Source organism: Sphingomonas sp. (assembly GCF_039595165.1).
GTDB lineage: Bacteria > Pseudomonadota > Alphaproteobacteria > Sphingomonadales > Sphingomonadaceae > Sphingomonas.
Genome location: NZ_JBCNMA010000031.1, coordinates 1 through 20,926 on the forward strand (window position 1 = coordinate 1; position 20,926 = coordinate 20,926).

General features: G+C 70.4%; 21 protein-coding genes. 16 read left to right on the forward strand and 5 right to left on the reverse strand.

Annotated features, from left to right (window positions below; genetic code table 11):
* The 9 genes from ABDV68_RS07885 to ABDV68_RS07925 form a co-directional block, all read left to right on the forward strand.
* Nucleotides 1–2,268: family 78 glycoside hydrolase catalytic domain (locus ABDV68_RS07885; RefSeq protein ID WP_343519251.1), on the forward strand; the 2,268-nt coding region annotated here is incomplete at its 5' end.
* Complete coding sequence (locus tag ABDV68_RS07890; protein WP_343519252.1) at nucleotides 2,265–3,725, forward strand: carboxylesterase family protein; 1,461 nt, start codon at nucleotides 2,265–2,267, stop codon at nucleotides 3,723–3,725. The genes ABDV68_RS07885 and ABDV68_RS07890, both read left to right, overlap by 4 nt.
* An 11-nt stretch (nucleotides 3,726–3,736) precedes the next feature.
* Nucleotides 3,737–4,603, forward strand: coding sequence for an alpha/beta hydrolase fold domain-containing protein (locus ABDV68_RS07895; protein WP_343519253.1), 867 nt, complete (start codon nucleotides 3,737–3,739; stop codon nucleotides 4,601–4,603).
* On the forward strand, nucleotides 4,600–6,183 hold the full coding sequence (locus ABDV68_RS07900) for a tannase/feruloyl esterase family alpha/beta hydrolase (protein ID WP_343519254.1): 1,584 nt from the start codon (nucleotides 4,600–4,602) through the stop codon (nucleotides 6,181–6,183). The genes ABDV68_RS07895 and ABDV68_RS07900 overlap by 4 nt, the downstream gene beginning before the upstream one ends.
* Nucleotides 6,180–7,823, forward strand: coding sequence for an AMP-binding protein (locus tag ABDV68_RS07905; RefSeq protein ID WP_343519255.1), 1,644 nt, complete (start codon nucleotides 6,180–6,182; stop codon nucleotides 7,821–7,823). Before ABDV68_RS07900 ends, ABDV68_RS07905 begins: the two co-directional genes overlap by 4 nt.
* Nucleotides 7,824–7,825: 2 nt before the next feature.
* The gene (locus ABDV68_RS07910; protein WP_343519256.1) at nucleotides 7,826–8,143 is read left to right on the forward strand and encodes a hypothetical protein; all 318 of its coding nucleotides are present in this window, start codon (nucleotides 7,826–7,828) and stop codon (nucleotides 8,141–8,143) included.
* Nucleotides 8,140–10,668, forward strand: a complete 2,529-nt coding sequence (locus ABDV68_RS07915; protein WP_343519257.1) for a glycoside hydrolase family 3 C-terminal domain-containing protein — start codon at nucleotides 8,140–8,142, stop codon at nucleotides 10,666–10,668. The genes ABDV68_RS07910 and ABDV68_RS07915 overlap by 4 nt, the downstream gene beginning before the upstream one ends.
* Nucleotides 10,669–10,914: 246 nt before the next feature.
* Nucleotides 10,915–11,478, forward strand: coding sequence for a hypothetical protein (locus ABDV68_RS07920; RefSeq protein ID WP_343519258.1), 564 nt, complete (start codon nucleotides 10,915–10,917; stop codon nucleotides 11,476–11,478).
* Nucleotides 11,479–11,542: 64 nt separating this feature from the next.
* The gene (locus ABDV68_RS07925; RefSeq protein ID WP_343519259.1) at nucleotides 11,543–12,145 is read left to right on the forward strand and encodes an aspartyl/asparaginyl beta-hydroxylase domain-containing protein; all 603 of its coding nucleotides are present in this window, start codon (nucleotides 11,543–11,545) and stop codon (nucleotides 12,143–12,145) included.
* Between the two features lie 9 nt (nucleotides 12,146–12,154).
* Here the strand turns inward: ABDV68_RS07925 and ABDV68_RS07930 are convergent, their stop codons facing one another.
* The 3 genes from ABDV68_RS07930 to ABDV68_RS07940 all read right to left on the reverse strand — a co-directional run bounded on the left by ABDV68_RS07930 (nucleotide 12,155) and on the right by ABDV68_RS07940 (nucleotide 13,326).
* Nucleotides 12,155–12,439, reverse strand: coding sequence for a type IV secretion system protein VirB3 (locus ABDV68_RS07930; RefSeq protein WP_343519260.1), 285 nt, complete (start codon nucleotides 12,437–12,439; stop codon nucleotides 12,155–12,157).
* 6 nt (nucleotides 12,440–12,445) lie between these two features.
* Complete coding sequence (locus ABDV68_RS07935; protein WP_343519261.1) at nucleotides 12,446–12,769, reverse strand: TrbC/VirB2 family protein; 324 nt, start codon at nucleotides 12,767–12,769, stop codon at nucleotides 12,446–12,448.
* 92 nt (nucleotides 12,770–12,861) lie between these two features.
* Nucleotides 12,862–13,326: a hypothetical protein gene (locus tag ABDV68_RS07940; protein ID WP_343519263.1), complete on the reverse strand. Its 465-nt coding sequence runs from the start codon at nucleotides 13,324–13,326 to the stop codon at nucleotides 12,862–12,864.
* 110 nt (nucleotides 13,327–13,436) lie between these two features.
* Here ABDV68_RS07940 and ABDV68_RS07945 point away from each other — a divergent pair, with 110 nt between their 5' ends.
* Together ABDV68_RS07945 and ABDV68_RS07950 are read left to right on the forward strand one after the other, a co-directional pair.
* A complete protein-coding gene (locus tag ABDV68_RS07945) occupies nucleotides 13,437–14,573 on the forward strand; it encodes a sulfotransferase (RefSeq protein ID WP_343519264.1) in 1,137 nt (378 codons plus the stop codon).
* Nucleotides 14,574–14,738: 165 nt separating this feature from the next.
* Nucleotides 14,739–15,332 (forward strand): tail fiber protein, encoded by a 594-nt coding sequence (locus tag ABDV68_RS07950; protein WP_343519265.1) that lies wholly within the window; start codon nucleotides 14,739–14,741, stop codon nucleotides 15,330–15,332.
* A 37-nt stretch (nucleotides 15,333–15,369) separates the two neighbouring features.
* Here the strand turns inward: ABDV68_RS07950 and ABDV68_RS07955 are convergent, their stop codons facing one another.
* Nucleotides 15,370–15,684 (reverse strand): hypothetical protein, encoded by a 315-nt coding sequence (locus ABDV68_RS07955; protein ID WP_343519267.1) that lies wholly within the window; start codon nucleotides 15,682–15,684, stop codon nucleotides 15,370–15,372.
* 88 nt (nucleotides 15,685–15,772) lie between these two features.
* Here ABDV68_RS07955 and ABDV68_RS07960 point away from each other — a divergent pair, with 88 nt between their 5' ends.
* Both ABDV68_RS07960 and ABDV68_RS07965 read left to right on the forward strand, forming a co-directional pair.
* On the forward strand, nucleotides 15,773–16,285 hold the full coding sequence (locus ABDV68_RS07960; RefSeq protein WP_343519268.1) for a GNAT family N-acetyltransferase: 513 nt from the start codon (nucleotides 15,773–15,775) through the stop codon (nucleotides 16,283–16,285).
* 2 nt (nucleotides 16,286–16,287) lie between these two features.
* The gene (locus tag ABDV68_RS07965; protein WP_343519269.1) at nucleotides 16,288–18,003 is read left to right on the forward strand and encodes an ABC transporter ATP-binding protein; all 1,716 of its coding nucleotides are present in this window, start codon (nucleotides 16,288–16,290) and stop codon (nucleotides 18,001–18,003) included.
* Here ABDV68_RS07965 and ABDV68_RS07970 read toward each other — a convergent pair.
* Nucleotides 17,990–18,484 carry a lasso peptide biosynthesis B2 protein gene (locus ABDV68_RS07970; protein WP_343519270.1) on the reverse strand — a complete coding sequence of 165 codons (495 nt, stop codon included), beginning with the start codon at nucleotides 18,482–18,484 and terminating at the stop codon, nucleotides 17,990–17,992. The two genes, ABDV68_RS07965 and ABDV68_RS07970, sit on opposite strands and share 14 nt — an antisense overlap.
* Nucleotides 18,485–18,600: 116 nt before the next feature.
* On the opposite strand from ABDV68_RS07970, the gene ABDV68_RS07975 reads away from it, so the two are divergent.
* From ABDV68_RS07975 to ABDV68_RS07985, 3 genes are read left to right on the forward strand one after another with little or no spacing between them, the layout of a single operon-like run.
* Nucleotides 18,601–19,803 carry a putative 2OG-Fe(II) oxygenase gene (locus tag ABDV68_RS07975; RefSeq protein ID WP_343519272.1) on the forward strand — a complete coding sequence of 401 codons (1,203 nt, stop codon included), beginning with the start codon at nucleotides 18,601–18,603 and terminating at the stop codon, nucleotides 19,801–19,803.
* 8 nt (nucleotides 19,804–19,811) lie between these two features.
* The gene (locus ABDV68_RS07980) at nucleotides 19,812–20,678 is read left to right on the forward strand and encodes an ATP-binding protein (protein ID WP_343519273.1); all 867 of its coding nucleotides are present in this window, start codon (nucleotides 19,812–19,814) and stop codon (nucleotides 20,676–20,678) included.
* On the forward strand, nucleotides 20,650–20,919 hold the full coding sequence (locus tag ABDV68_RS07985; protein ID WP_343519275.1) for a PqqD family protein: 270 nt from the start codon (nucleotides 20,650–20,652) through the stop codon (nucleotides 20,917–20,919). The genes ABDV68_RS07980 and ABDV68_RS07985 overlap by 29 nt, the downstream gene beginning before the upstream one ends.
* Nucleotides 20,920–20,926 lie beyond the last annotated feature (7 nt).

Here is a 20,926-nt window from a genome sequence, read left to right on the forward strand (position 1 = left end):
CTGCCGATCGAGAAGCCGGCGCCGCTGGTCCGCCGCGCGTTCGACGTGGCGCGCAAGCCGATCGTCCGCGCCCGGCTCTATCATGCGGGCGCGGGGATGCCGCGCGTCGTGCTCAACGGCACGCAGGTCGGATCGCCGCTCGGCGCCGGCTTCACCGCCTACGACAAGCGCGTGCTGAGCTACACGCAAGACGTCGCCGCGCTGCTGCGGCCGGGCGCGAACGTGCTCGGCGCTGAGCTGGGGCGCGGCTGGTATGCGCTGGCCGATCCCGACGAATGGTATTTCCATGCCGCGCCCTGGCGTGCCGAGCCGGCATTCAAGGCGCAGCTCGAGATCGACTATGCCGACGGTAGTCGCCAGACGATCGCGACCGATGGCAGCTGGCGGACGGCGTCCGGGCCGACGCGGAGCGATTCGGTGCATCGCGGCGAGCGCTATGACGCGCGGCTGCTGCAGTCGGGCTGGGATCGGGCGGGGTTCCGTGCGCGATGGCACGCGGCCGCGATCGTCGCGGGACCTGCGGGCCAGCTCGCCGCCGCCAATGCCGAGCCGATCGAGCCGGTCGAGATGATCGCCCCCGCGTCGGTGAAAGAAGCCGCGCCCGGCGTCTGGGTCCATGATTTCGGGCGGATCGTCGCCGGCTGGCCGGTGCTCGAGGTCAGCGGCCCGCGCGGCGCGACGGTGTCGCTGGTGGCGAGCGAGAAGCTGGGCGCCGACGGCCGCGTCGTCCCCGTATCGGGCCTGATCCACGCCCAGCTGCAGACCGACCGCTACACGCTGGCGGGCAAGGGCGTCGAGCGCTGGGAGCCGGCCTTCGGCTATCGCGGCTTCCGCTATGTCGAGCTGCGCGGGGTGACCGGCGCGGCGCTCAAGGCGCGCATCGTCCACTCCAATGTCGCGCGCACCGGCAGCTTCGCCAGCGCCGATCCGCTGCTCGGCAAGATCGACGCGGCGGCGACCGGCACGATCCTCAACAACCTCCACGGCTTCGTCACCGACACGCCGACCTATGAGAAGAATGGCTGGACCGGCGACGCGCAGGCCTCGGCGGGCGCGGCAGCGCGCAGTCTCGACGTCGCGCGCGTGTGGACCAAGTGGCTCGCCGACTTCCGCGACGCACAGGCGCCGAACGGCGAGCTCCCCGAGATCGTCCCCGCGACGCCCTATTACGGCTATGAGAACACGCCCGGCTGGAGCATCGTCTGGGGCCCGACCACGCCATGGGATGCGGCGGCGCTGATCCTGCCATGGGAGCTCTACGCCACCTATGGCGACACCCGTATCCTCGAGCGCAGCCACGACATGCAGCGCCGGCTGGTCGACTATACCGCGACCTTCATCAAGGCGCCCGAGTTCCGCCGCGCGGCGGGCTTGAGCGAATGGATGCCGCCGGGGCCGCTCGACTTCCTCAATGCGCGCGGCGGCGGGGTCGATGCGGTGACCACCGCCTATTTCTTCCACGAAGCGGACCTGCTCGCGCGATCGTCGGCGGTGATCGGCAAGGCGGAGGATGCGACGCGCTATCGCCAACTCGCTGAGGCGATCCGCGCGGCGTACAATGCGCGCTACTGGGACGAGGCGAACGGCTGGTACCGCACGGTCGACGCCAAGGGCGTCGCGGGGCCGCCGGCACAGGTCCAGAATGTCTTGCCGCTCGCCTTCGGCATGGCGCCCGCCGGCCGCGAGCAAAGCGTCGCCGACGCGATCGCGCGCGATGTCGCGAAGCAGGGTCTGCGCACCGGCGTCTACGGCACGCGCCATCTGCTCGAGATATTGAGCGATTACGGCCACGCCGACCTCGCCTATCGCGTCGCGATGCGCACCGAGGAGCCGGGCTGGGGCTGGTGGATCGCCAACGGCCATTCGACGATGTTCGAAAGCTGGAGCCTCGAAAGCCGCTCGCGCGACCATCATTATTTCGCGTCGATCGCCGACTGGATGCGCCAGCGCCTCGCGGGGCTGCGGCCGGGTGCGCCGGGCTACAAGACGGTGCTCGTCAAGCCCGCGATTCCCGCCGGCCTCGCCTCGGCCGAGGCGGTGATGGAGACGATCCACGGCCACGCCGCCTCGCGCTGGCGGGTCGCTCAGGCCCGCCTGACGCTTACCGCCGAGATCCCGGCCAACACCGGCGGCGAGGTCTGGGTACCGGAGCGCTTCGGCGCGATCGCCGCGCCGGCCGGTGCCGAGCTGCTGCGGCGTGAGCGGGGCTATGCGGTCTATCGCACTGGTCCCGGCGCCTTCGAGTTCCGTGCGGGAGGTGGCGCATGATCCGGCTGTTCGTCCTCGCCCTGCTGGCAGCGGCGCCCGCCGCCGCGCAGCAGGTGCGCATCGACAGCGGCGCGCTGAACGGAGTCACCTCGGACGGCGTCGCTTCGTTCAAGGGCATTCCCTTCGCCGCGCCGCCAGTCGGCGTCCGGCGTTGGGCCGCGCCGGCGCCGGCGACTTCCTGGAACGAGCCGCGCGACGCCACGCGCTTCGGCGCGGATTGCGTGCAGAACCCGATCCCGGGAGATGTCAGCCGCGGCGCGCCGATGGCCGAGAATTGCCTGTTCCTCAACGTCTGGACGCCGAAACCCGCCGCGAGCGCCAAGCTCCCGGTGATGGTGTGGATCCATGGCGGCGGGTTCGTCGCGGGGTCGGGCGCGCTCGACACGACCGACGGTACGCAGCTCGCCAAGCGTGGCGTGGTGGTGGTGACCTTCAACTACCGGCTCGGCCGCTTCGGCTTCTTCGCGCATCCTGCGCTGGGCGAGGGCGGCAATTGGGGCCTGCTGGACCAGATCGCCGCATTGCAATGGGTCAAGCGCAACATCGCCGCGTTCGGCGGCGATCCCGCCAACGTCACGCTGTTCGGGGAAAGCGCGGGTGGACAATCGGTCGCGCGGCTAATGACCTCGCCCGCTGCACGCGGCCTGTTCGCCAAGGGGATCGCGGCATCGGGCGGCGGACGCGACCGCTGGCCCACGCCGGCCGAGGCCAGGGCCAAAGGCATCGCCTTCGCAACCAAGGCGGGCGCGGCGGACCTGGCGGCATTGCGCGCGCTTCCGGCTGATACGGTGCGCGGCGGAATCACGATCCTCAACAAGGAGGACGCGATCTATGCCGGGCCAGTCACCGACGGCGGACTCGTCCCCGGCCACACCGACACGATCTTCGCCGCTGGCGGGCAAGTGCGTATCCCTTTCATCGTCGGCAGCAACGACGACGAGCTCGGCTTCATCCCCGCGCCCTTCCTGCCGATGGTCAACGGCCCTCTGCTCGCGCAGCTCGGGGGGAAGGCAGGTGCGGTCAAGGCAACCTATGGGGCGCCCGAACGGGCCGCGCGCTATCTGCCCGGCGACATGATCTTCGGCGAGCCCGCACTGGCGCTTGCGCAACGCCACGCGCGAAGCGGGGCGCGGACCTGGCTCTATCGCTTCGGCTATGTTGCGGAAGCCAAGCGCGAGCCGGGCAAGGGCGCGGGCCACGCCAGCGACGTCGCCTTCCAGTTCGGCAACCTGCCCGCGGATGCGACGCCCGCCGATCGCGCCGCGGCGGAGCGGATGATGACTTACTGGACCGACTTCGCCCGCACCGGCGATCCCAACGGCAAGGGGGTTCCGAGGTGGAGCAGGCTCGACCCTGCCAAGCCCGAGCTGCTCGCGATCGGCATCGACCGGACGGCCATGGCGCCCGCCGCCACGCCGCCGATTGCCGCCATCGCCGCGGCGCAGGATTCGCAATGAAGGAGATGACGATGCGCCTCATCGCCCTGTTCGCCGCCATGGCCGCGCTGATCGCCCTGCCCGGCGCGCCGCCGGCCGCCGCGGAAGAGGTCGTCCGCCTCTGGCCCGGCCAGCCCGCGGCCTCGCCCGGCGTGCTGGAGGACCGCGCGCCGTTCGGCACGATCGTGCGCAATGTCGAGGACGCGACGCTCACCGTCTACCGCCCCGATCCCGCCAAGGCGAACGGCACCGCGGTGATCGTCGCCCCGGGCGGCGCCTTCCATATGCTCTCGATCGAGAATGAGGGCGCCGAGGTGGCGCGTTGGCTCAATGGCATGGGGATCACCGCCTTCGTGCTGCGCTATCGCCTGCTCAAGTCGGGCGGCGACCTGCCGTTCGTGATGCTGCGCTACATGACCAACCTGCCCAAGCTGGCCGAAGCGGTCGAACCGCTGCGGCCGCTCGCGACCGCCGATGGCGAGCAGGCGGTGCGGCATGTCCGCACCAATGCCGCGCGCTATGGCGTGAGGCCGGACCGGATCGGCATGATGGGTTTTTCGGCCGGCGGCGCGGTCACCGTCTGGACGACGCTGGCGAACCACGCCGACAGCCGGCCCGACTTCGCCGCGACGATCTATCCCGGCCTGCTCCCCGATCCGATCGCGGCGCCCCCGAACGCGCCGCCGCTGTTCGTCGCAGTCGCCGACGATGACAAGCTCGCGCGCGGCGACAGCGCCCGGCTCGACGCCGCCTGGCGCGTGAGCGGGGCGCGGTCGGAGTTCGTGACGTTCGCCAAGGGCGGCCACGGCTTCGGCATGAAGCGCCAGGACAAGCCGAGCGATGCGTGGACCGAGCGCATGCAGACATGGATGAATTCGCTGGGAGTGCTGCGGAAATGAACGGCCTGCGTTTCGCGATTATTGGTGCCGCCGCGTTCGTCGCGGGCTCCGCCACCGCCCAGACCACCGCTCCGGCTCCCGCGGCCGGAAGCTGCGCCGCGCTCACCGGCCGCGCGCTCGCCAACGGCAAGGTCGAGGCAGCAACCTCGCTAACGACCGGCGCGACGGTCGACACCGGGCCCGGCATGCCCGGCCTTCCCGCCGCCGCGCCCTTCTGCCGCGTGCAGGCGGTGCTGGCCCCGGTCCCCGGCTCCTCGATCAGGGTCGAGGTGTGGCTGCCCGAGCGCGCGGCGTGGAACGGCAAGCTGATGGGGGCGGGCAATGGCGGGTTCGGCGCCAATCTCGGCATCCCGGCGCTGCTGATGCGCGGCGCGGTCGCCCGGGGCTATGCGTCGGTCGGCAGCGACATGGGCCATTTCGGCAAGAGCGATGTCGATGCCAGCTGGGCGCTGGGCGCGCCGGAGAAGATCAGGGACTATGGCTGGCGCGCGAACCATCTCGCGGCCCAGGCGGCGAAGCAGGTGATCGCCGCCTATTATGCGGCGCCGCTTGCCGCGAGCTATTTCCATGGCTGCTCCGACGGCGGACGTCAGGCGCTGATCGAGGCGCAGCGCTTCCCCGACGATTACGACGCGATCATCGCCGGCGCTCCCGCCATCCCGTGGACGCGCATGGCCAGCGCTTTTGCGAGCAACGCGCAGGCGCTGTCGCGGCCCGGCGCCGCGCTCGGGGCTGCCCAGCTCAAGCTGCTCCAGACCGCCTCGCTCGCCAGATGCGACAAGCTCGACGGGGTGGCCGACGGCGTGATCGAGAACCCGCGCCAGTGCCGCTTCGATCCGGCCGAGCTGCAATGCAAGGCGGGCGAGGGCACCGACTGCCTGAGCGCCGCGCAAGTCGCCGCCGCGCGCCATCTCTATCAGGGTCCGAAGGCGCCGGACGGCACGTCCTTCTACCCTGGCTTCGCGCCCGGCGCGGAGGCTGGCGAGGGGACTTGGGCGATGTGGCTGACCGCCGCGGACTCGCAGCATGCGAAATTCTCGACCGAGTTCTTCCGCTACTTCGTGCACGGGGATCCCGAATGGCCGGCCTCGCGTTTCGATCTCGCGCGCGACTACGCACTGGCCAAGGCGCGGGTCGGCAAGGAGCTCGACGCCGACGATCCTGACCTCGGCGCCTTCTTCCGCCGCGGCGGCAGGTTGCTGATGTACCATGGCTGGCAGGACGCCGCGATCCCGCCGGAGAACACGATCGGCTATTACGCGCGCGTGCTCGCCGCGAACCCGCAGGCGCGCGCGCGGACCCGGCTGTTCATGGCGCCGGGCATGTCGCACTGCCTCGCCGGCCCAGGGCCGAACGTGTTCGATGCGCTCGGCACGCTCGATGCCTGGCACCAAGGCGGACCCGCACCCGAGCGGATCGTCGCGACCAAGTTCGACAACGATATGTTCGGCTATCTCGGCTTCCCCGCCAAGGCGCAGCGGACGCGCCCGCTCTGCGCGTGGCCGAAGGTCGCGCGCTGGGACGGCAAGGGCCCGACCGACGAGGCTGCGAGCTTCACCTGCGCGGCGCCCGGCACATGAGCTTCGTCACGCCCGGGCTCAGCCATGTGCGTGGAGCCGATGCGCCGCCGCTGCTCGAGCACACGATCGGCGAGGCGTTGGTGCGCGCGGCTGAGCAATGGAGCGAGCGCGACGCGCTGGTCTCGGTCGCGCAGGATATCCGTTGGAGCTTCGCCGAGCTGCTCGCGCGCGCCGATGCGCTTGCCGCGGGGTTGCTGACGCTCGGGCTCAAGCCGGGGGAGCGGATCGGCATCTGGTCGCCCAATTGCGCCGAATGGGCGCTGACTCAGTTCGCCGCCGCGCGTGCCGGGCTGATCCTGGTGACGATCAACCCCGCCTATCGCCTGTCCGAGGTCGAATATACGATCAACAAGGTCGGCCTCGCAGCATTGGTCGCGGCCGAGCGCTTCAAGACCAGCGCCTATGCCGAGATGATCGAGGCGCTGGGTCCCGAGCGTCTGCCGGCGCTGCGCGCACGCATCCTGATCGGCGAGGCGGCGCGGCCGGGCTGGATACCCTTCGCCGAGGTCGAGGGACGCGCCAGCCTGCCCGAGCACCTCCACCCCGGCGACCCGATCAACATCCAGTTCACCAGCGGCACCACCGGCTTGCCCAAGGGCGCGACGCTGAGCCATCGCAACATCCTCAACAACGGCTATTTCGTCGGTCGCGGCATGGGCCTGACCGCGGACGATCGCATCTGCATCCCGGTGCCGCTCTATCATTGCTTCGGCATGGTGATGGGCAATCTCGCCAGTCTCACCCACGGCGCTGCGATGGTCTATCCCGCCCCCGGCTTCGAGCCCGAGGCGGCGTTGCGCGCGGTGGCGAGCGAGCGCTGCACCGCGCTCTACGGCGTGCCGACGATGTTCATCGCGATGCTCGCGCATCCGGTGGTCGACAGCCTCGACCTCGCCTCGCTGCGCACCGGCTGCATGGCCGGCGCGATCTGTCCCGAACCGCTAATGCGCGAGGTGATCGAGCGGCTGCACATGCGCGACGTGACGATCGCCTATGGCATGACCGAGACCAGCCCGGTGAGCTTCCAGACCGGGCTCGACGACCCGCTCGACCGCCGCACCGGATCGATCGGCCGGGTGCAGCCGCATCTCGAATGCAAGCTGATCGACGGCGAGGGCGCGATCGTTCCGGTCGGCCAGCCCGGCGAGCTGTGCACGCGCGGCTATTCGGTGATGCACGGCTATTGGAACGAGCCCGAGCGCACCGCCGAGGCGATCGACACCGAGGGCTGGATGCACAGCGGCGACCTCGCGGTGATCGACGAAGGCGGCTACGCCAACATCGTCGGCCGCCTCAAGGACATGGTGATCCGCGGCGGCGAGAACATCTATCCGCGCGAGATCGAGGAGTTTCTCTACCGCCACCCAGCGGTCGAGGATGTCGCGGTGGTCGGCGTGCCCGACGAACGGATGGGCGAGGAGGTCTGCGCCTGGGTCCGGCTGCGTGCCGGGGCCGAAGCAGACGCGGAGGCGATCCGCGCCTTTTGCCGCGAGCAGATCGCGCACTTCAAGGTGCCGCGCTACGTCCGCATCGTCGACAGTTTCCCGACCACGGTGACCGGCAAGGTCCAGAAATATCTGATCCGGCAGGCGATGATCGCCGAGCTCGGCAGCCAATCCGCTGAAACCAAGGAGAGTTAGTGATGAAACTTCCCCTCATGCTCGGGGCGGCGTTGCTCGTGCCAGCTACCGCCATTGCGCAGACCGCGCCTGCGCCTGCTGCGCCGGCGGAACCGGCCAAGCCCGCGGCAAAGTACAACCTCGACACCCCGATCGGCGAGCTGCTCGCGAACGACGCGGCCAAGACGGTGCTCGACAAGGACTTGCCCGGCCTCACGCAGCTCCCGCAGCTCGAGATGATCAAGGGCCTTAGCCTCAAGCAGCTCCAGCCTTATTCGGACGGCAAGCTCACCGACGAGCTGCTCGCCAAGACCGCGACCAGCCTGGCCGCGATCAAATGAGATTGAGGCAGGTTGCGGCAGTCGCGTCGATCTTCGCCATGGCGGCCCCCGCCGGATCGCAGGAGTCGGCGCCGGTCTATCGCGACGCGAAGGCGCCGATCGAGGCGCGCGTCGACGACCTGATGGCGCGGCTGACGCTCGACGAGAAGATCCTGCTCCTGGCGGGGGAGTCCTCGATGGCGCTCAACCCGATTCCGCGCCTCCGGATCCCGGCGGTCAAGATGACCGATGGGCCGACCGGCGTGCGCTCGCCGGACAGCAAGCCTGCGACGGTCTTTCCGGTCGGCGTCGCACTCGCGGCGAGCTGGAATCCCGAACTCGTCGCGCAAGTCGGTGCAGCGATCGCGCGCGAGGCCAAGGCGCACGGCGCCGACGTGCTGCTCGCGCCGACCGTCAACATCGTGAGGACGCCGCGCTGGGGGCGGAACTTCGAAACCTATTCGGAGGACCCGTGGCTCACCGCGCAACTCGCGCTCGGCTATGTCCGCGGCGCGCAGGGCGAGGGCATCGGCGTCTCGATCAAGCATTTCGCGGCGAACAACCAGGAGAGCTACCGCTTCGTGGTCGACTCGGTCGTCGACCAGCGGACGCTGCGCGAGATTTACTTGCCCGCATTCGAGGCGGTGGTGCGCGAGGCCGATCCCTGGTCGGTGATGGCCTCGTACAACAAGATCAACGGCACCTACGCGGCCGAGAATCGCTGGCTGCTGACTGACCTGCTCAAGACGGAATGGGGCTATAAGGGCTTCGTCGTGTCCGACTGGGGCGCCACCCATTCGACCGCGCCGGCGGCCAATTCCGGGCTCGATCTCGAGATGCCGGGGCCGCCCAAGCATTTCGGCGACAAGCTCAAGGCGGCGGTCGCGGCGGGCGAGGTGAGCCGGGCGCAGATCGACGACAATGCCCGGCGCATGGTCCGGCTGATCGTGCGCAGCGGCGTGATCGAGCGCGGCACCTCGCGCCCGGCGGCCACCCAGCAGCTGCGCCAGGCCGATGTCGCGCGCAAGGCGGCGGCGGAGGCGATGGTGCTTCTCAAGAACGAGGGCGTACTGCCGCTCGACCCGGCGATCCGTTCGCTCGCGGTGATCGGGCCCAATGCCGATGTCGTGCGCATCCAGGGCGGCGGCAGCTCGAACGTCGCGCCGTTCGAGACCCAGACTCCGCTCGATGCGTTGCGCGCCGCGCTGCCCGGTGTGCGGATCATTTACGAGAAGGGCGTCGACAATGAGGAGACGCCGCCCGCGGCCGATCCGAAATTGTTCACCCCGGGCGCCCGGCGCGGCGAGAGCGGGCTGGCCGCGAGCTATTACATGACCGAGGACGCGAGCGGTGCGCCGACCAAAACCGAGCGCGTCACGCGCTTCGTGCGCTGGATCAGCGGCAATGTCGCGGGGCCCAAGGTCACCGGCTATGCCGCGATTCGCTGGGAGGGCATGTTCTGGCCGCGCACCAGCGGGGTCCACGAGTTCAGCATCCGCGGCACCGGCACGCCACGCATCACGCTCGACGGCAAGGTGATCCTGGAAAAGGCGAGCAAGATCGTCCCCGACAATCGCGACGTGCTCGGCTTCCCCGTGCCGCGGCGGACGGTTCAGGTCGAGCTGGAGGCGGGGCGCGGCTATCCGATCCGCGTCGACTATGCGAATGGCGGCACGCCCTACGAGAATCTGAGCTTCGGCGTGCGCGAGCCGCAGCCGTCGTTCGACGCGGCGGTGGCGGCAGCCAAGGCGGCGGACGCTGCGATCGTGATTGTCGGCTCGTCCTCGACCACCGAGGGCGAGGGCTATGACCGCGCCTCGCTCGACCTGCCCGGCGAGCAGAACCGGCTGGTCGAGGCGATCGCGGCGGCGAACCCGCGCACCGCGGTGGTGGTCAATGCCGGCGCGGCGATGACCATGCCGTGGCACGACCGCGTACCGGCGATCGTCGACATGTGGCTGCCCGGCGAGGGCGGCGCGTCGGCGGTGGCCGATGTGCTGACCGGCAAGATCAACCCCTCGGGCAAGCTGCCCGTCACCTTCCCCCAGCGCACCGAGGACGACCCGATCGATCTCCAGACTTCGAAGAGCGTCTATTCGGAAGGGCTGTTGGTCGGCTATCGCGGCTATCGCGCGCGTGGGACCAAGCCGCTGTTTCCGTTCGGCCACGGGCTGTCCTACACGCGCTTCGCCTATTCGGGTCTGAAGCTGCCGGGGCGCGCGACGGGTGGCAAGCCGCTGACGGTGCGGCTCACCGTCCGCAACGCCGGCAGGCGCGCGGGGCAGGAGGTCGTCCAGCTCTATGTCGAGCCGGCCGAAACCGCCCCCGGCGAACCGCCGCGCAGCCTGCGGGCGTTCCGGAAGATCGCGATCCCCGCCGGCGCGCAGCGCGAGGTGACGCTGACGCTCGATCCGCGCGCCTTCTCCTTCTTCGACGCCAGGGCCGGCGGCTGGCGCGTCAGGCCGGGCGCCTACCGCGTGCTGGCGGGGGCATCCTCGGAGGATATCCGCCAGGCCGGTGCGATTCACATCGGTCCGGCGCCCTGAGCCGGCGCCGCTCCCCGACAAAATGCACGCGCCACCAGGATGCGGCGGCGCGTCGCATCCGTCACCCGTCGTCGGGCGAAGGTCAAGGCGGGCGGGGAACCCGGGGACGCCGAATGCGGATCCCATCCGGGCCGGACGAACGGGATTGGGCGAGATGCTACGGGCGGGATTGATGATCGTATCGGCGGGCGTGCACGCCGTGACTGACGCCGATCGCAACGCCACCTCGACGCGGCACGGATTCCGGTGGCGGAGGAGCTCGGCAAGCCGCCGGTGTTCGTCGTCCGGCAGCTCCACCGCGACGGCGACTGGGCGTTCCTGTTCGCCGACATGCAGCAGGTTGGCGGCGCGCCGTTCGACTATGGCGGCACGCGCAAGGCCGAGGCGGCACGGCAGGGCTATGTCCCGCGCAGCGCTTCCTGCAGGACGGCGGTGACGATCGGGGATCGGGCGATCACGCACACGGCACGATCGCCTCGCGCGCGACTCGCGCGACTCACGCGGCGGCCGCGCCGGCCGATGGCGTCGCCGCCTCGGGCACCCTGGCCGAGCTCGCATCGAGCCATCACGACTTCGCCAACAGGATCGGCCTGCCGGCCCAGGCGTCGGGCGCGGATACTCCAGCTGACCATGACCGACCAGCGCTGGATCGCGTCGCACGCCGTGGTGCGCCGCGACGATTCGGGCGGGCTGCCGGTCGATATCCAGGCGCGCTCCGACTCGGATTCGGAGCAGCAGCGCCAGGCATTGCGTGCGCGGCTCGAGGCACGCGGGCATCGCGTCACCGCAATCGAGTTCGACCGCTCCTGAGGCGCCCCTTTGCGCGCGGCGGGATCGCGACTAGGCTCCGCGCGCCGCCACGGGGGGATCGCCGATGCACGCCCATTCGATCGCGCCGCCGTCCGGCACGCCGGCCCCGGATCGCGTGCGGCTGCCGTTCGCGTTCGATGCCGACCGCCTGCGCGCCGACCTCGCGACAGTCGACCGCGATTGGATCGACCATCTCGTGCGCCAGAATTACGAGGGCTCGTGGTCGGTGCTGCCGCTGCGCCACGCCGCGGGCGCGACGCATCCGGTGATGATGATCTATTCCGATCCGACCGCGACCGAATTCGTCGACGGCCCGCTGCTCGCGCATACGCCCTATTTCCGCGAGGTGCTGGCGCAGTTCCGTTGCCCGCTCCACGCTGTGCGGCTGATGCGGCTGACGCCCGGTTCGGTGATCAAGCCGCACCGCGACCACGACCTCGCCGCCGAATGGGGCGCGGCGCGGGTGCATCTCCCGATCACCACCAATCCCGATGTCGAGTTCCTGCTCAACCGGACGCCGCTGGCGATGGCGCCGGGCGAGGCCTGGTATCTGCGCCTCGCCGACGAGCATGCCGTGGCCAATCGCGGCACCACCGATCGCGTGCATCTGGTGATCGACTGTATCGTCGACGACTGGTTCGCGGCGATGCTTGGCTCGCCCGTCTAGGCGAGAGCTTCAGGGCCGGTAGGAATTACAGCGCCAGACCGCGTGGTTGCGCACGCGCGGGCAGCGGCTGACGCGCGTGATCCACAGGTCGAAGAAGCGCGGCTCGCGCAGGCACAGCACCATGCCAAGGCCGTGGATCACCAGCGCGGCGACCAGCACCCAGGCCGAGCGGAAGATCAGGAACAACTCGGTGGCGATGATCGCGTTGGCGATGAAATAGGTATAGGTCACGCCCGCGAACATCTGCGGCCGGGTCAGCGCAACGAAGACCGTGTCGCGGTCGAGCCCGTTCACGGCGGTTCAGCCCGCGCCGGCGGCGGACTGGATCCCGGCGACGATGCTGGCGGCGCCGAACAGGATGAAGCAGCCGAGGATGACCGTGGCGCCATAGCGCCAGTTGATGCGCCCGGTGAGCATCATCAGACCGACCACGGCGACCGCGATCACCGCGACCACCGTCGCCACCGTGCCGAGCAACGTGCCCTGCAGCCAGCGCACCGCGTTGATGATCACGCCCGAGCCCTGCGGGTCGGCGAGCTCCTGCGCCATCGCCGCGGAGGACCAGGCGAACGCCGTGCCGGCGGCAAGCGCCGCCGATGCTTGCTTGAGAAGTCTATGATTCACGAATCGCCGCCGCTGTTCATTCACGCATCTTGCTCCGCCCGAAACGCCTTGCCAACCAGCGACTTGCCCGCGGCAGGCCCCGGACGGGCCGGTCAGGCTGCGACGACCGCGACCTTGCCGCTGCCGCGCGCCAGCCGCTCGAGGCGCGGCAGGTCGCGGTTCAGCGCCTCGACCATCGCCGGCTTGCCCGCTGCGCCGCGATAGGTGGTGGGCAGGTTCGGCGCGATCGCCAGCCAGCCCTGCGCGGCATAGCTGCGCGCGGTGGCCTCCGCCGCCGCGTCGAGCGCGCCGCTTTCCGAGATCACCACGACCACGTCGAGCTTGGTCTTGCCGCGCGGCGACGCCATGAAGCCGTCGACGATGCGGTGGCCGTCCACGGCGTACTTGCCGGTGAAGGTCTTCACCTTCGCGCCCGGCAGGACGGCGGCGGCGGCGTTGGTCGCCATCCCCGCGGTGGCGACGCCGACGGCGGACGCAACGCCCGCGCGGCCGAGAAAGGCGCGGCGGCTGACCTGGCCCGCGTCCGGATTTGCTGCGTCATGCGAATTGTTCGACATGGCCCCCCACCTTGCTCAAACGTGAGGGCGCAGCGTAGCGTGATGCACGCCGCTACACAACGCCTGATCGCGCGGCGACGGCGGGGTTTTTTTCCGAGGAGTACAAGGAGATGAACGCAGACGGCTGGGACGTGTTCGGCCGTGCGATCCTCGCGAATCCCGCGCTGCAGGAACGACTCGGCGCAATCGAGCTGCCCGACGCGTTCGAGGCCGAGGCGCATGCCGTTGCGGCTGCTTCGGGGATCGTCTTGCCGGTTGGGGCGACGCCCGGCCGGCCGGTGTCGGTCGAGTTCGATTGCTGGCCGGACACGGGCTGGCTGCCGGCCCGAACCGTGCCGGGGACCGGCGCGCCGGCATTCGACTGGATATGGTTCGGCGCGCGTCCGCTGGTCGAATCCTTCTACAGGGACTCGGCGCTGCGGATGGGAACGCGGCCGTTGAGCCGGACGGTCCGCCCCCGCACGGACATGGCCGCGCTGGTCGCCGGCGCGAGCCGGGAAGGCACGCTGGCGCCGCAGGGTTTCATCTTTCACATGTCCCGCTGCGGCTCGACGCTGGTGGCGCAGATGCTGGCGGCGGTTCCTCACCATGCCGTGGTGTCCGAGGCCGAGCCGATCGACGCGATCGTGCAATGGACGCGCGACGCGGATGTCCCATTTGAAGACAAGCTCACCGCGTTGCGCGCGATCGTCGCCGCGCTGGGCCGCAACCGCGACGGCCTCGCGCGGCGTTATTTCGTCAAGCTCGACAGCTGGCACGTGCTGGCGCTGCCGCTGTTCCGCGCGGCGTTTCCCGAAGTGCCGTGGATCTTCCTCTACCGCGATCCCGCGGAGGTGCTGGTGTCGCAGATGCGCATGCCGGGGCTCCATGTCGCCGCGTCGCTCCCGGGCGTCGAGCCCGCAGCGGATTTCTCGCTCGAAACGCATGGCGCGAAGGTGCTGGCGAAACTCCTCACCGCCGTGGCGGAGCATCTTGCGCTCGGGCGCGGGATGCTGGTCGACTATGCCGAGCTGCCGTACGCGATGGAGGCGTCGATCCCCGGGCATTTCGGCTTCGCGCCCGATGCCGGGGAAGCGCGTGCGATGGCGGCGGCACGGGCGCGCGACGCCAAGGCGCCGGGCGAGCGCTTTGTCGCCGATGTGGCGCGCAAGCGCGCCGCGGTGACTCCCGCGATCGCGGCCGCGGTCGAGAGGTTCCTCGATGCGCCTTATGCCCGGCTCAAGAGTCTGCGGACCGTTGCCCGCTAAGCCGGCTGATCCGGCGTACCGTTGCGCGATGTCGTTGACTCGAAACGGGTCCGCGCTACACTCTGCGGCACGACAAGCTTCGCGCGGTGACGCACAGAAGTCTGTGAGTACAGGGCGTTAGGGGGTGAGCCGACTCGTCGGGCACCGGTCACATTGGGGGAATCTATGTCGGAACCGTTTATCGGGCAGCTCATGACGGTGCCCTATAATTTCCCGCCGCGCGGGTGGGCTTTCTGCCAGGGCCAGATCTTGTCGATCGCGCAGAACACGGCGCTGTTCTCGTTGCTCGGTACCACCTATGGCGGCAACGGCCAGACCACCTTCGCGCTGCCGGATCTGCGCGGTCGCGCTCCGCTCAGCTCGGGTTCGATGCCCGGCGGCAGCGTCTACACCCTCGGCCAAGTCGGCGGCAGCGAGAACACCACGCTGATCACCAACAACATGCCGGCGCACAACCACACCATGTCGCCGGGCCAGGTCTCGGTGAACGCCGTCAACGTCAAGGCGTCGGAGCAGGCGCCGCAGGCAGGCGCGTTCCTCGGTCGCGGCGTCGACACCGCGCCCAATCCGGGCGCGATCCCGGAGATCTATGTGCCGGCCAGCGCCGGAGCGGGGCAGCCGCTGATTCCGCTTGGTGGCGTCAACGTCGCGGGCAACACCGGCATTTCGGGCAGCAACTTCCCCTTCTCGACGATGCAGCCTTATCTGGTGCTCAACCACTGCATCGCGCTCGAAGGTATTTTCCCCTCGCGCAACTGATTTGCGATCGGGCCGGCGGCGACGCCGGTCCGTTTCGTCAGTTGAACACGGCCTGATAATAATGGCCCGGGACCGCGTCACGCGGCGGCACCGTATTCTCGAGATAGACGAGCGCAGGTCCGAAGGATCCGCTGCGCATGGCATAAATGCCGGCGAGCAGCTTCACCTTGGGGTCGGAGTGGAAGATCACGACGAACGGCGGGCGCGGCGTTGCGCCGCGGTCGGGCAGGGGAGCCGCTTCCACCAGGGTAAGGTCGACGTTCCGCGGTTCACAATCCACGCGGACGATTTTGCCGACCAGCGGCGTGAATTCCTCGAGCACCATCGGGCGCGGCAGAAGCTCTTCGGTCATGGTGGCGAACCTAGATGGATTTGCGCGGCGATCAACCGGATGCGATGGGAGGCCACGCAAAGGTCAGCCCTTTTCCGTTCCGAAGCCGATGATCGATCCCCACGCCCGATTTGATGAAGCTTTCGCCGCGCGCGCGCCTCGATTGGATTGCCGTCCGGAAACGCCGGTCGACTCCGCATTCCTCACGGGGCTCGCCATCGCCTGCTCGCCACTGGCGGGAACCTTGCCCGAGCCGATGCTGGTGCAGCAGGCAGAGTTTCAGCACGCCGCGCACAATGCCGCGCACCCGCGGGCGATGCAACGCATTGTGACGTGTGGCGGCCAACCGATCGGGCGCATCATGGTGGCCTGGGAGGCGAGCGAGAGCCATGGCGTCGACATCGCCGTGCTGCCCGAGGCGCGGGCGACCGCGGCCGGCCTGCACCTGCTGCGCGCCTGGCTCGATGTCGTCGATCAGCTCGGCCTGTCCGCGCGGCTCGAGGTGCGCGCCGACAACCCCGCGGGCCGCATCTATGGCCGGCTCGGCTTCGTGCCGGTGCCGGATCCGGCCGGCTGGTCGCCGATAGTGACGATGCTACGCGCCGCGCGCGCCTTGGCCTAGCCGTGACGCCGCTGACCAACGCCAGGATCCTGTGGCGCGGAATGCGCGCGATGGCCGGGGCGTTCGCCGGGCATGCCGGGCGCGGCGGACTCGGCGCGATGGCGCTGGTCGCCGCCGCTGCCGTGCTCGACGGTGCCGGGATCCTGATGCTGGTGCCGATCCTCGGCCTTGTCGTCGGTGCCGATCGCCGCGGCGTCGCGATTTTGAGCGAGCTCGGCGCGGTCAGCCCAGTGGCGCAGCTCGCGCTGCTCGTCGGGCTTTTCCTTGCCGTGATGCTGCTCCGCGCCGCGGTCGGCTATGGCCGCGACATGACGCTCGCCCGGCTCCAGGCAGGCTTCGTCGAGGCCGAGCGCAACCGCATCGTCACCCGGCTCGCCCGCGCGCCTTGGCCGAGCGTCGCGCCGATCAGCCATATGCGAGTCGCCAGCCTGCTCACGCAGGACGTCAGCCGCGTCGGCGCGGCGCTGCAGACCTTGCTGCAGATGGCGGTCGCGGCGGTGATGCTGCTGGTCCAGGGCTGCATCGCCTTCGCCTTGGCGCCCCGGCTCACCGCCGCCGTCGCGCTGGGCCTGCTCGCCGCCGTCGCGCTGTTCCTCGCCACCAATCACGGGCTCCGCGCGCTGGGCGGGGAGATGGTGCAGGCGAGCCAGGCGATGATGGCTGGCACCGGGCGCTTCCTCGCGGGCCTCAAGACCGCGGCAGCGCAAGGCGCGCGCGGCCGCTTCCTCGACGAGCACCGCCGCGTCCAGGCGCGCGTGCGCGACGCGACGCTATCCTTTGCGCGGCGGCAGGCGCGGTCGCGCTTCGGCTTCGGCATCGGCTCGGCGGTGCTGGCGGGCCTGGTCGTGCTGCTCGGCTTCGGCTGGTTCGGCGTCGCGCCCGTCCTGCTCATCACCTTGCTCGTCATCTTCGCGCGGATGAGCGCGCCTGCGTCGCAGCTGTTCCAGTCCGCGCAGGTGCTCGCCTTCCATCTGCCGAGCTTCGAGACGGTGCGCGGCTTCGACGCCGAGCTGGGCGAGGAAGCAGCCATGCCGCCCGCGCCCGCGCCGCCGCCCGGTCCGATCGCGCTGTCGCAGGTCACCTATCGCCACGCCGGCGGCCGCGGGGTCGAGGACGTCACCTTGGCGCTCGCGCCCGGCAGCTTCGTCGGCGTCGCCGGGCCTTCCGGCGCGGGCAAGACCACTCTGGTCGACCTGATCGTCGGGCTGCTCGTGCCGCAGGCGGGCAGCATCGCGATCGGCGGGGCCGTGCTCGACGATGCCGGCCGCGCGGGCTGGGCGCGCGCGATCGCCTATGTCCCGCAAGACGGCTTCCTGTTCCACGACACCGTCCGCCGCAACCTGACCTGGAGCAGCCCCGAGGCGGACGACGGCGCGATCGCCGCCGCGCTCGACATCGCCGGGGCGAGGGGGATCGTCGCGCGGCTCGAGGCGGGACTCGAGACGGTGATCGGCGAGCGCGGCGGGCTGCTCTCGGGCGGCGAGCGCCAGCGCCTGGGGATCGCGCGCGCGCTGCTCGCGCGGCCGCGGCTGCTGGTGCTCGACGAAGCGCTCGGCGCGATCGACGCGGCGGGTGAGGCGGAGGTGCTCGGCCGGCTCGCCACACTCGACCCGCGCCCGACGATCCTGATGATCACCCATCGCGAGCACAGCCTGCGCTGGTGCGACATGGAGCTCCGCGTCGACGAAGGCCGAGTCCGCGCGGTCACGCGTCCTTGAGCGCGGCGGGCACGAAGCAGGCGACCGGCGTATGCGCGGCGAAGCTGCCCGCGCCGCCGCTCACGACGATCTCGCCCGCGCTGACCCAGGCATGCGCGCGCATCCTGGATGCGCCGTCGCCGATCGCGACGCCCAGATGCATCGCGCAGGGCACGCGCCACAATGCGCACAGCAGGCGCGCGGTCAGCGCTTGGGGAAAACAGTCGGCGCGGAACGGCGCATGGCGCGCGGCGAGGCGGATTGTCTGCGCGATGCGCAGCGCGCGCCGCTGCTGGCCAGCGTCGATGGCGGGCTTGAACGCGACCGCGCCGCGGTTGACGCCGAGCAAGGGCGCGATGCGGCGGAACGGCACCAGCGCGATCGTCGCGGCGGACAGGCCGATCAGCAGCCAGGCGGGAACCAGCCACAGCAGCACGAACAGCGGCTTGCGCCGCGCCGCGGCAAGCTTGCGTGCAACGGTCGCGCCCGGCGCGAAATGCATGTCCTCCCGCCCCCTTCTCGGCGCTCCGCTTTTCGGCTTGTGGCCTGCCGCCACCAGCGGCAATACCCCTATCAGGCCGGGGGAAGCGCGCCAACCGGCCCGGGTGGCGGGGTGAGATGTCCAATCACATGATCATCAGCCAGGAGATGGGCAAGCGGATCACCGCGGCCGACGAATGCGCGGTGGTGAAGGCGGCCTATGCGCGCAATCCCGCCTCGCCGCTGCTGCGCCAGCGGCTGGCGTCGCTGTTCAATCTTTCCGACGCGTTCGGCGAGACGCTGGCCCTTTATGCCGCGGTCGACCTCGAGACATTGCCCTATGTCGAGGCGATGCTGCTCGCTCATGCGCATCTCGCGCAGGAGGAGGACGCGCACAGCCGCCGCGCCGGCGACACGGCGCGGGCCGCCCTGGCGCGCGCCGCGACGGACCGCCAACGCGCCGCCGCGCTCGCGCTAGAAGGCAAGGCGTGGGCGCGGCTCGGCGATCCCGCCGCCGAGCAATGCCTGCGCGACTCGCTCGCGTTCGATCCGCACAACAAGGATGCCTGCAAGCGCCTCGCCGCGCTGCTGCTCGACCGCGGCGATCCGCACGCGGTGATCGCCGCGACTGACGCGCTGCTCGCGGCGGGAGTGGGCCATTCGCGCCTGTTCGGCGCGCGCATCCTCGCCTTTGCCCGGCTGGGGGAGATCGACGCTGCGCGCGAGATGGCGGGCTTTGACCTGCTCGCCCGCCGCACCACGCTTCCGCCGCCGCCGGGCTGGGACAGCCTCGACGCGTTCAACGTGGCGCTCGCGCAGGAATTGCTGAGCCATCCCGGCGTGCGCTTCGACCGCTACGGCACCGCCTCGGAGCAGACCTGGCGGATCGACGCGCCGGCAACCGGGAACGCGCCGCTGGTCCGCGCCCTGCTCGCCCAGATCGAGGCGCAGGTCGACTCGCATGCGCGCGACATCGCTGCGCTCGATCATCCCTGGGCACGCGCGCGTCCCGACCGCGGCACGCTGCATTGCTGGTGCGTGATCACCGAGAGCACCGGCTTCGAAACGTGGCACGTCCACCAGTTCGGCTGGCTGAGCGGCGTCTATTATGTGCAGATCCCCGACTCGATCGCGCACGGCACCGGTCCCGGCGGGTGCATCGCCTTCGGCCTGCCCGAGGAGCTGGCCGGCGCCGAGGCGGCCGCGGCGTTCGGCAAGGCGCTGATGCGGCCGACAACGGGTACGCTGATGATGTTCCCCTCGCACAGCTATCATCGCACCTTCCCGCACGGCGCCGCCGATCGCAGGATCTGCTTCGCCTTCGACATCTGGCCGGGCTGATCGCGCGTATGCGCGGCTTTCTCGCTTACGGCCTGCGGATCCGCTCGCAGCTCGACATCCCCGGCGCGCTTGCCGACGGCGCGGCGGATGCCGAGGTCGAGATCACGCGTGCTTCGCCGAGCGCGGCGCAATCGGATCGGCTCTATCGCTTCGAGGGCGACGAACTCTGCTTCACCGCGCCGGGCGTCGCCGAATATCGCTGCCGTCCCGATCAGCTCCGCGTGACCCCGCATCCCGCCGCGTCCGAAGCCGAGGTGACGGCGCTGCTGATCGCGACCGCCCTGCCGGCTCTGTTGTGGATGCGGAGCGGTTTCGTGCTCCACGCCGCCGCGGCGCACCTGCCCGGCTGGGAGCGCGCGATCGCCATCGCCGGACCGTCGGGCAGCGGCAAGTCGACGATCCTTGCCCAGCTCGTCGCGGCCGGGGCATCGATCCTCGGCGACGACACGATCGCGATCGATGCCGCAGCGCGCCCGGGCGAGGCGTGCGGCCTCCCGGGCGGCTATTTCCTCGGCGGCGGGGAGAGGCCGCGCGACTTTCACGCCGTGCCGAGCGATAGAGGGCTGGTTCGCGATCGTCTCGGCGCGATCCTGATCTTGTCGCGTGGCGGCGATCCGGCCCCGTCCTTCGGCCGGTTCACCCCGGTCGAAGCGGTGGCGCAGCTGCTCGCGCATCGCCATCGCCCCAGAGTCCCGGCGCTGCTCGGCCGCCATGGCGCGACATTGGCGGATTCGGCGCTACTCGCGGCCACGATACCGCTTTATAGCTGGCCACGTTCGGCCGGCCCGGAGCTGGCGGCATGGGAATGGGCTGGCCTCGCGCGCTGCGCGGGGCAGGGGGTTCGCGATGACGGATATGGTGTGGCGGCGCAATGAGGACTGGGTCGGGTCGCCGGTCGAAGACAGCTATGTGATGGTCAATATCGAGAGCGGCACCTATGTCGCCCTCAACCCGACCGCGCGCGCGATCTGGGAAGCGCTCGCCACGCCCAGCACGCAAAGCGAGGTCGAGGCCAGCCTGCTGCGCCAATATGACGTGCCGCCCGAGAGGTGCACCGAATCGGTGACGCGGACGCTCCGCGAAATGCAGGAGCAGCAGCTGGCGAGTGCGAGCTAGCTACGAC

Excerpts from the sequence above, each read along its gene's own strand:
- ABDV68_RS07980 (WP_343519273.1), top strand. The coding sequence starts at position 19,812 with ATGCGCGGCTTTCTCGCTTACGGCCTGCGGATCCGCTCGCAGCTCGAC.
- ABDV68_RS07890 (WP_343519252.1), top strand. The coding sequence starts at position 2,265 with ATGATCCGGCTGTTCGTCCTCGCCCTGCTGGCAGCGGCGCCCGCCGCC.
- ABDV68_RS07940 (WP_343519263.1), bottom strand. The coding sequence starts at position 13,326 with ATGTCGAACAATTCGCATGACGCAGCAAATCCGGACGCGGGCCAGGTC.
- ABDV68_RS07895 (WP_343519253.1), top strand. The coding sequence starts at position 3,737 with ATGCGCCTCATCGCCCTGTTCGCCGCCATGGCCGCGCTGATCGCCCTG.
- ABDV68_RS07975 (WP_343519272.1), top strand. The coding sequence starts at position 18,601 with ATGTCCAATCACATGATCATCAGCCAGGAGATGGGCAAGCGGATCACC.
- ABDV68_RS07960 (WP_343519268.1), top strand. The coding sequence starts at position 15,773 with ATGATCGATCCCCACGCCCGATTTGATGAAGCTTTCGCCGCGCGCGCG.
- ABDV68_RS07945 (WP_343519264.1), top strand. The coding sequence starts at position 13,437 with ATGAACGCAGACGGCTGGGACGTGTTCGGCCGTGCGATCCTCGCGAAT.
- ABDV68_RS07985 (WP_343519275.1), top strand. The coding sequence starts at position 20,650 with ATGACGGATATGGTGTGGCGGCGCAATGAGGACTGGGTCGGGTCGCCG.
- ABDV68_RS07925 (WP_343519259.1), top strand. The coding sequence starts at position 11,543 with ATGCACGCCCATTCGATCGCGCCGCCGTCCGGCACGCCGGCCCCGGAT.
- ABDV68_RS07970 (WP_343519270.1), bottom strand. The coding sequence starts at position 18,484 with ATGCATTTCGCGCCGGGCGCGACCGTTGCACGCAAGCTTGCCGCGGCG.
- ABDV68_RS07955 (WP_343519267.1), bottom strand. The coding sequence starts at position 15,684 with ATGACCGAAGAGCTTCTGCCGCGCCCGATGGTGCTCGAGGAATTCACG.
- ABDV68_RS07950 (WP_343519265.1), top strand. The coding sequence starts at position 14,739 with ATGTCGGAACCGTTTATCGGGCAGCTCATGACGGTGCCCTATAATTTC.
- ABDV68_RS07915 (WP_343519257.1), top strand. The coding sequence starts at position 8,140 with ATGAGATTGAGGCAGGTTGCGGCAGTCGCGTCGATCTTCGCCATGGCG.
- ABDV68_RS07910 (WP_343519256.1), top strand. The coding sequence starts at position 7,826 with ATGAAACTTCCCCTCATGCTCGGGGCGGCGTTGCTCGTGCCAGCTACC.
- ABDV68_RS07905 (WP_343519255.1), top strand. The coding sequence starts at position 6,180 with ATGAGCTTCGTCACGCCCGGGCTCAGCCATGTGCGTGGAGCCGATGCG.
- ABDV68_RS07900 (WP_343519254.1), top strand. The coding sequence starts at position 4,600 with ATGAACGGCCTGCGTTTCGCGATTATTGGTGCCGCCGCGTTCGTCGCG.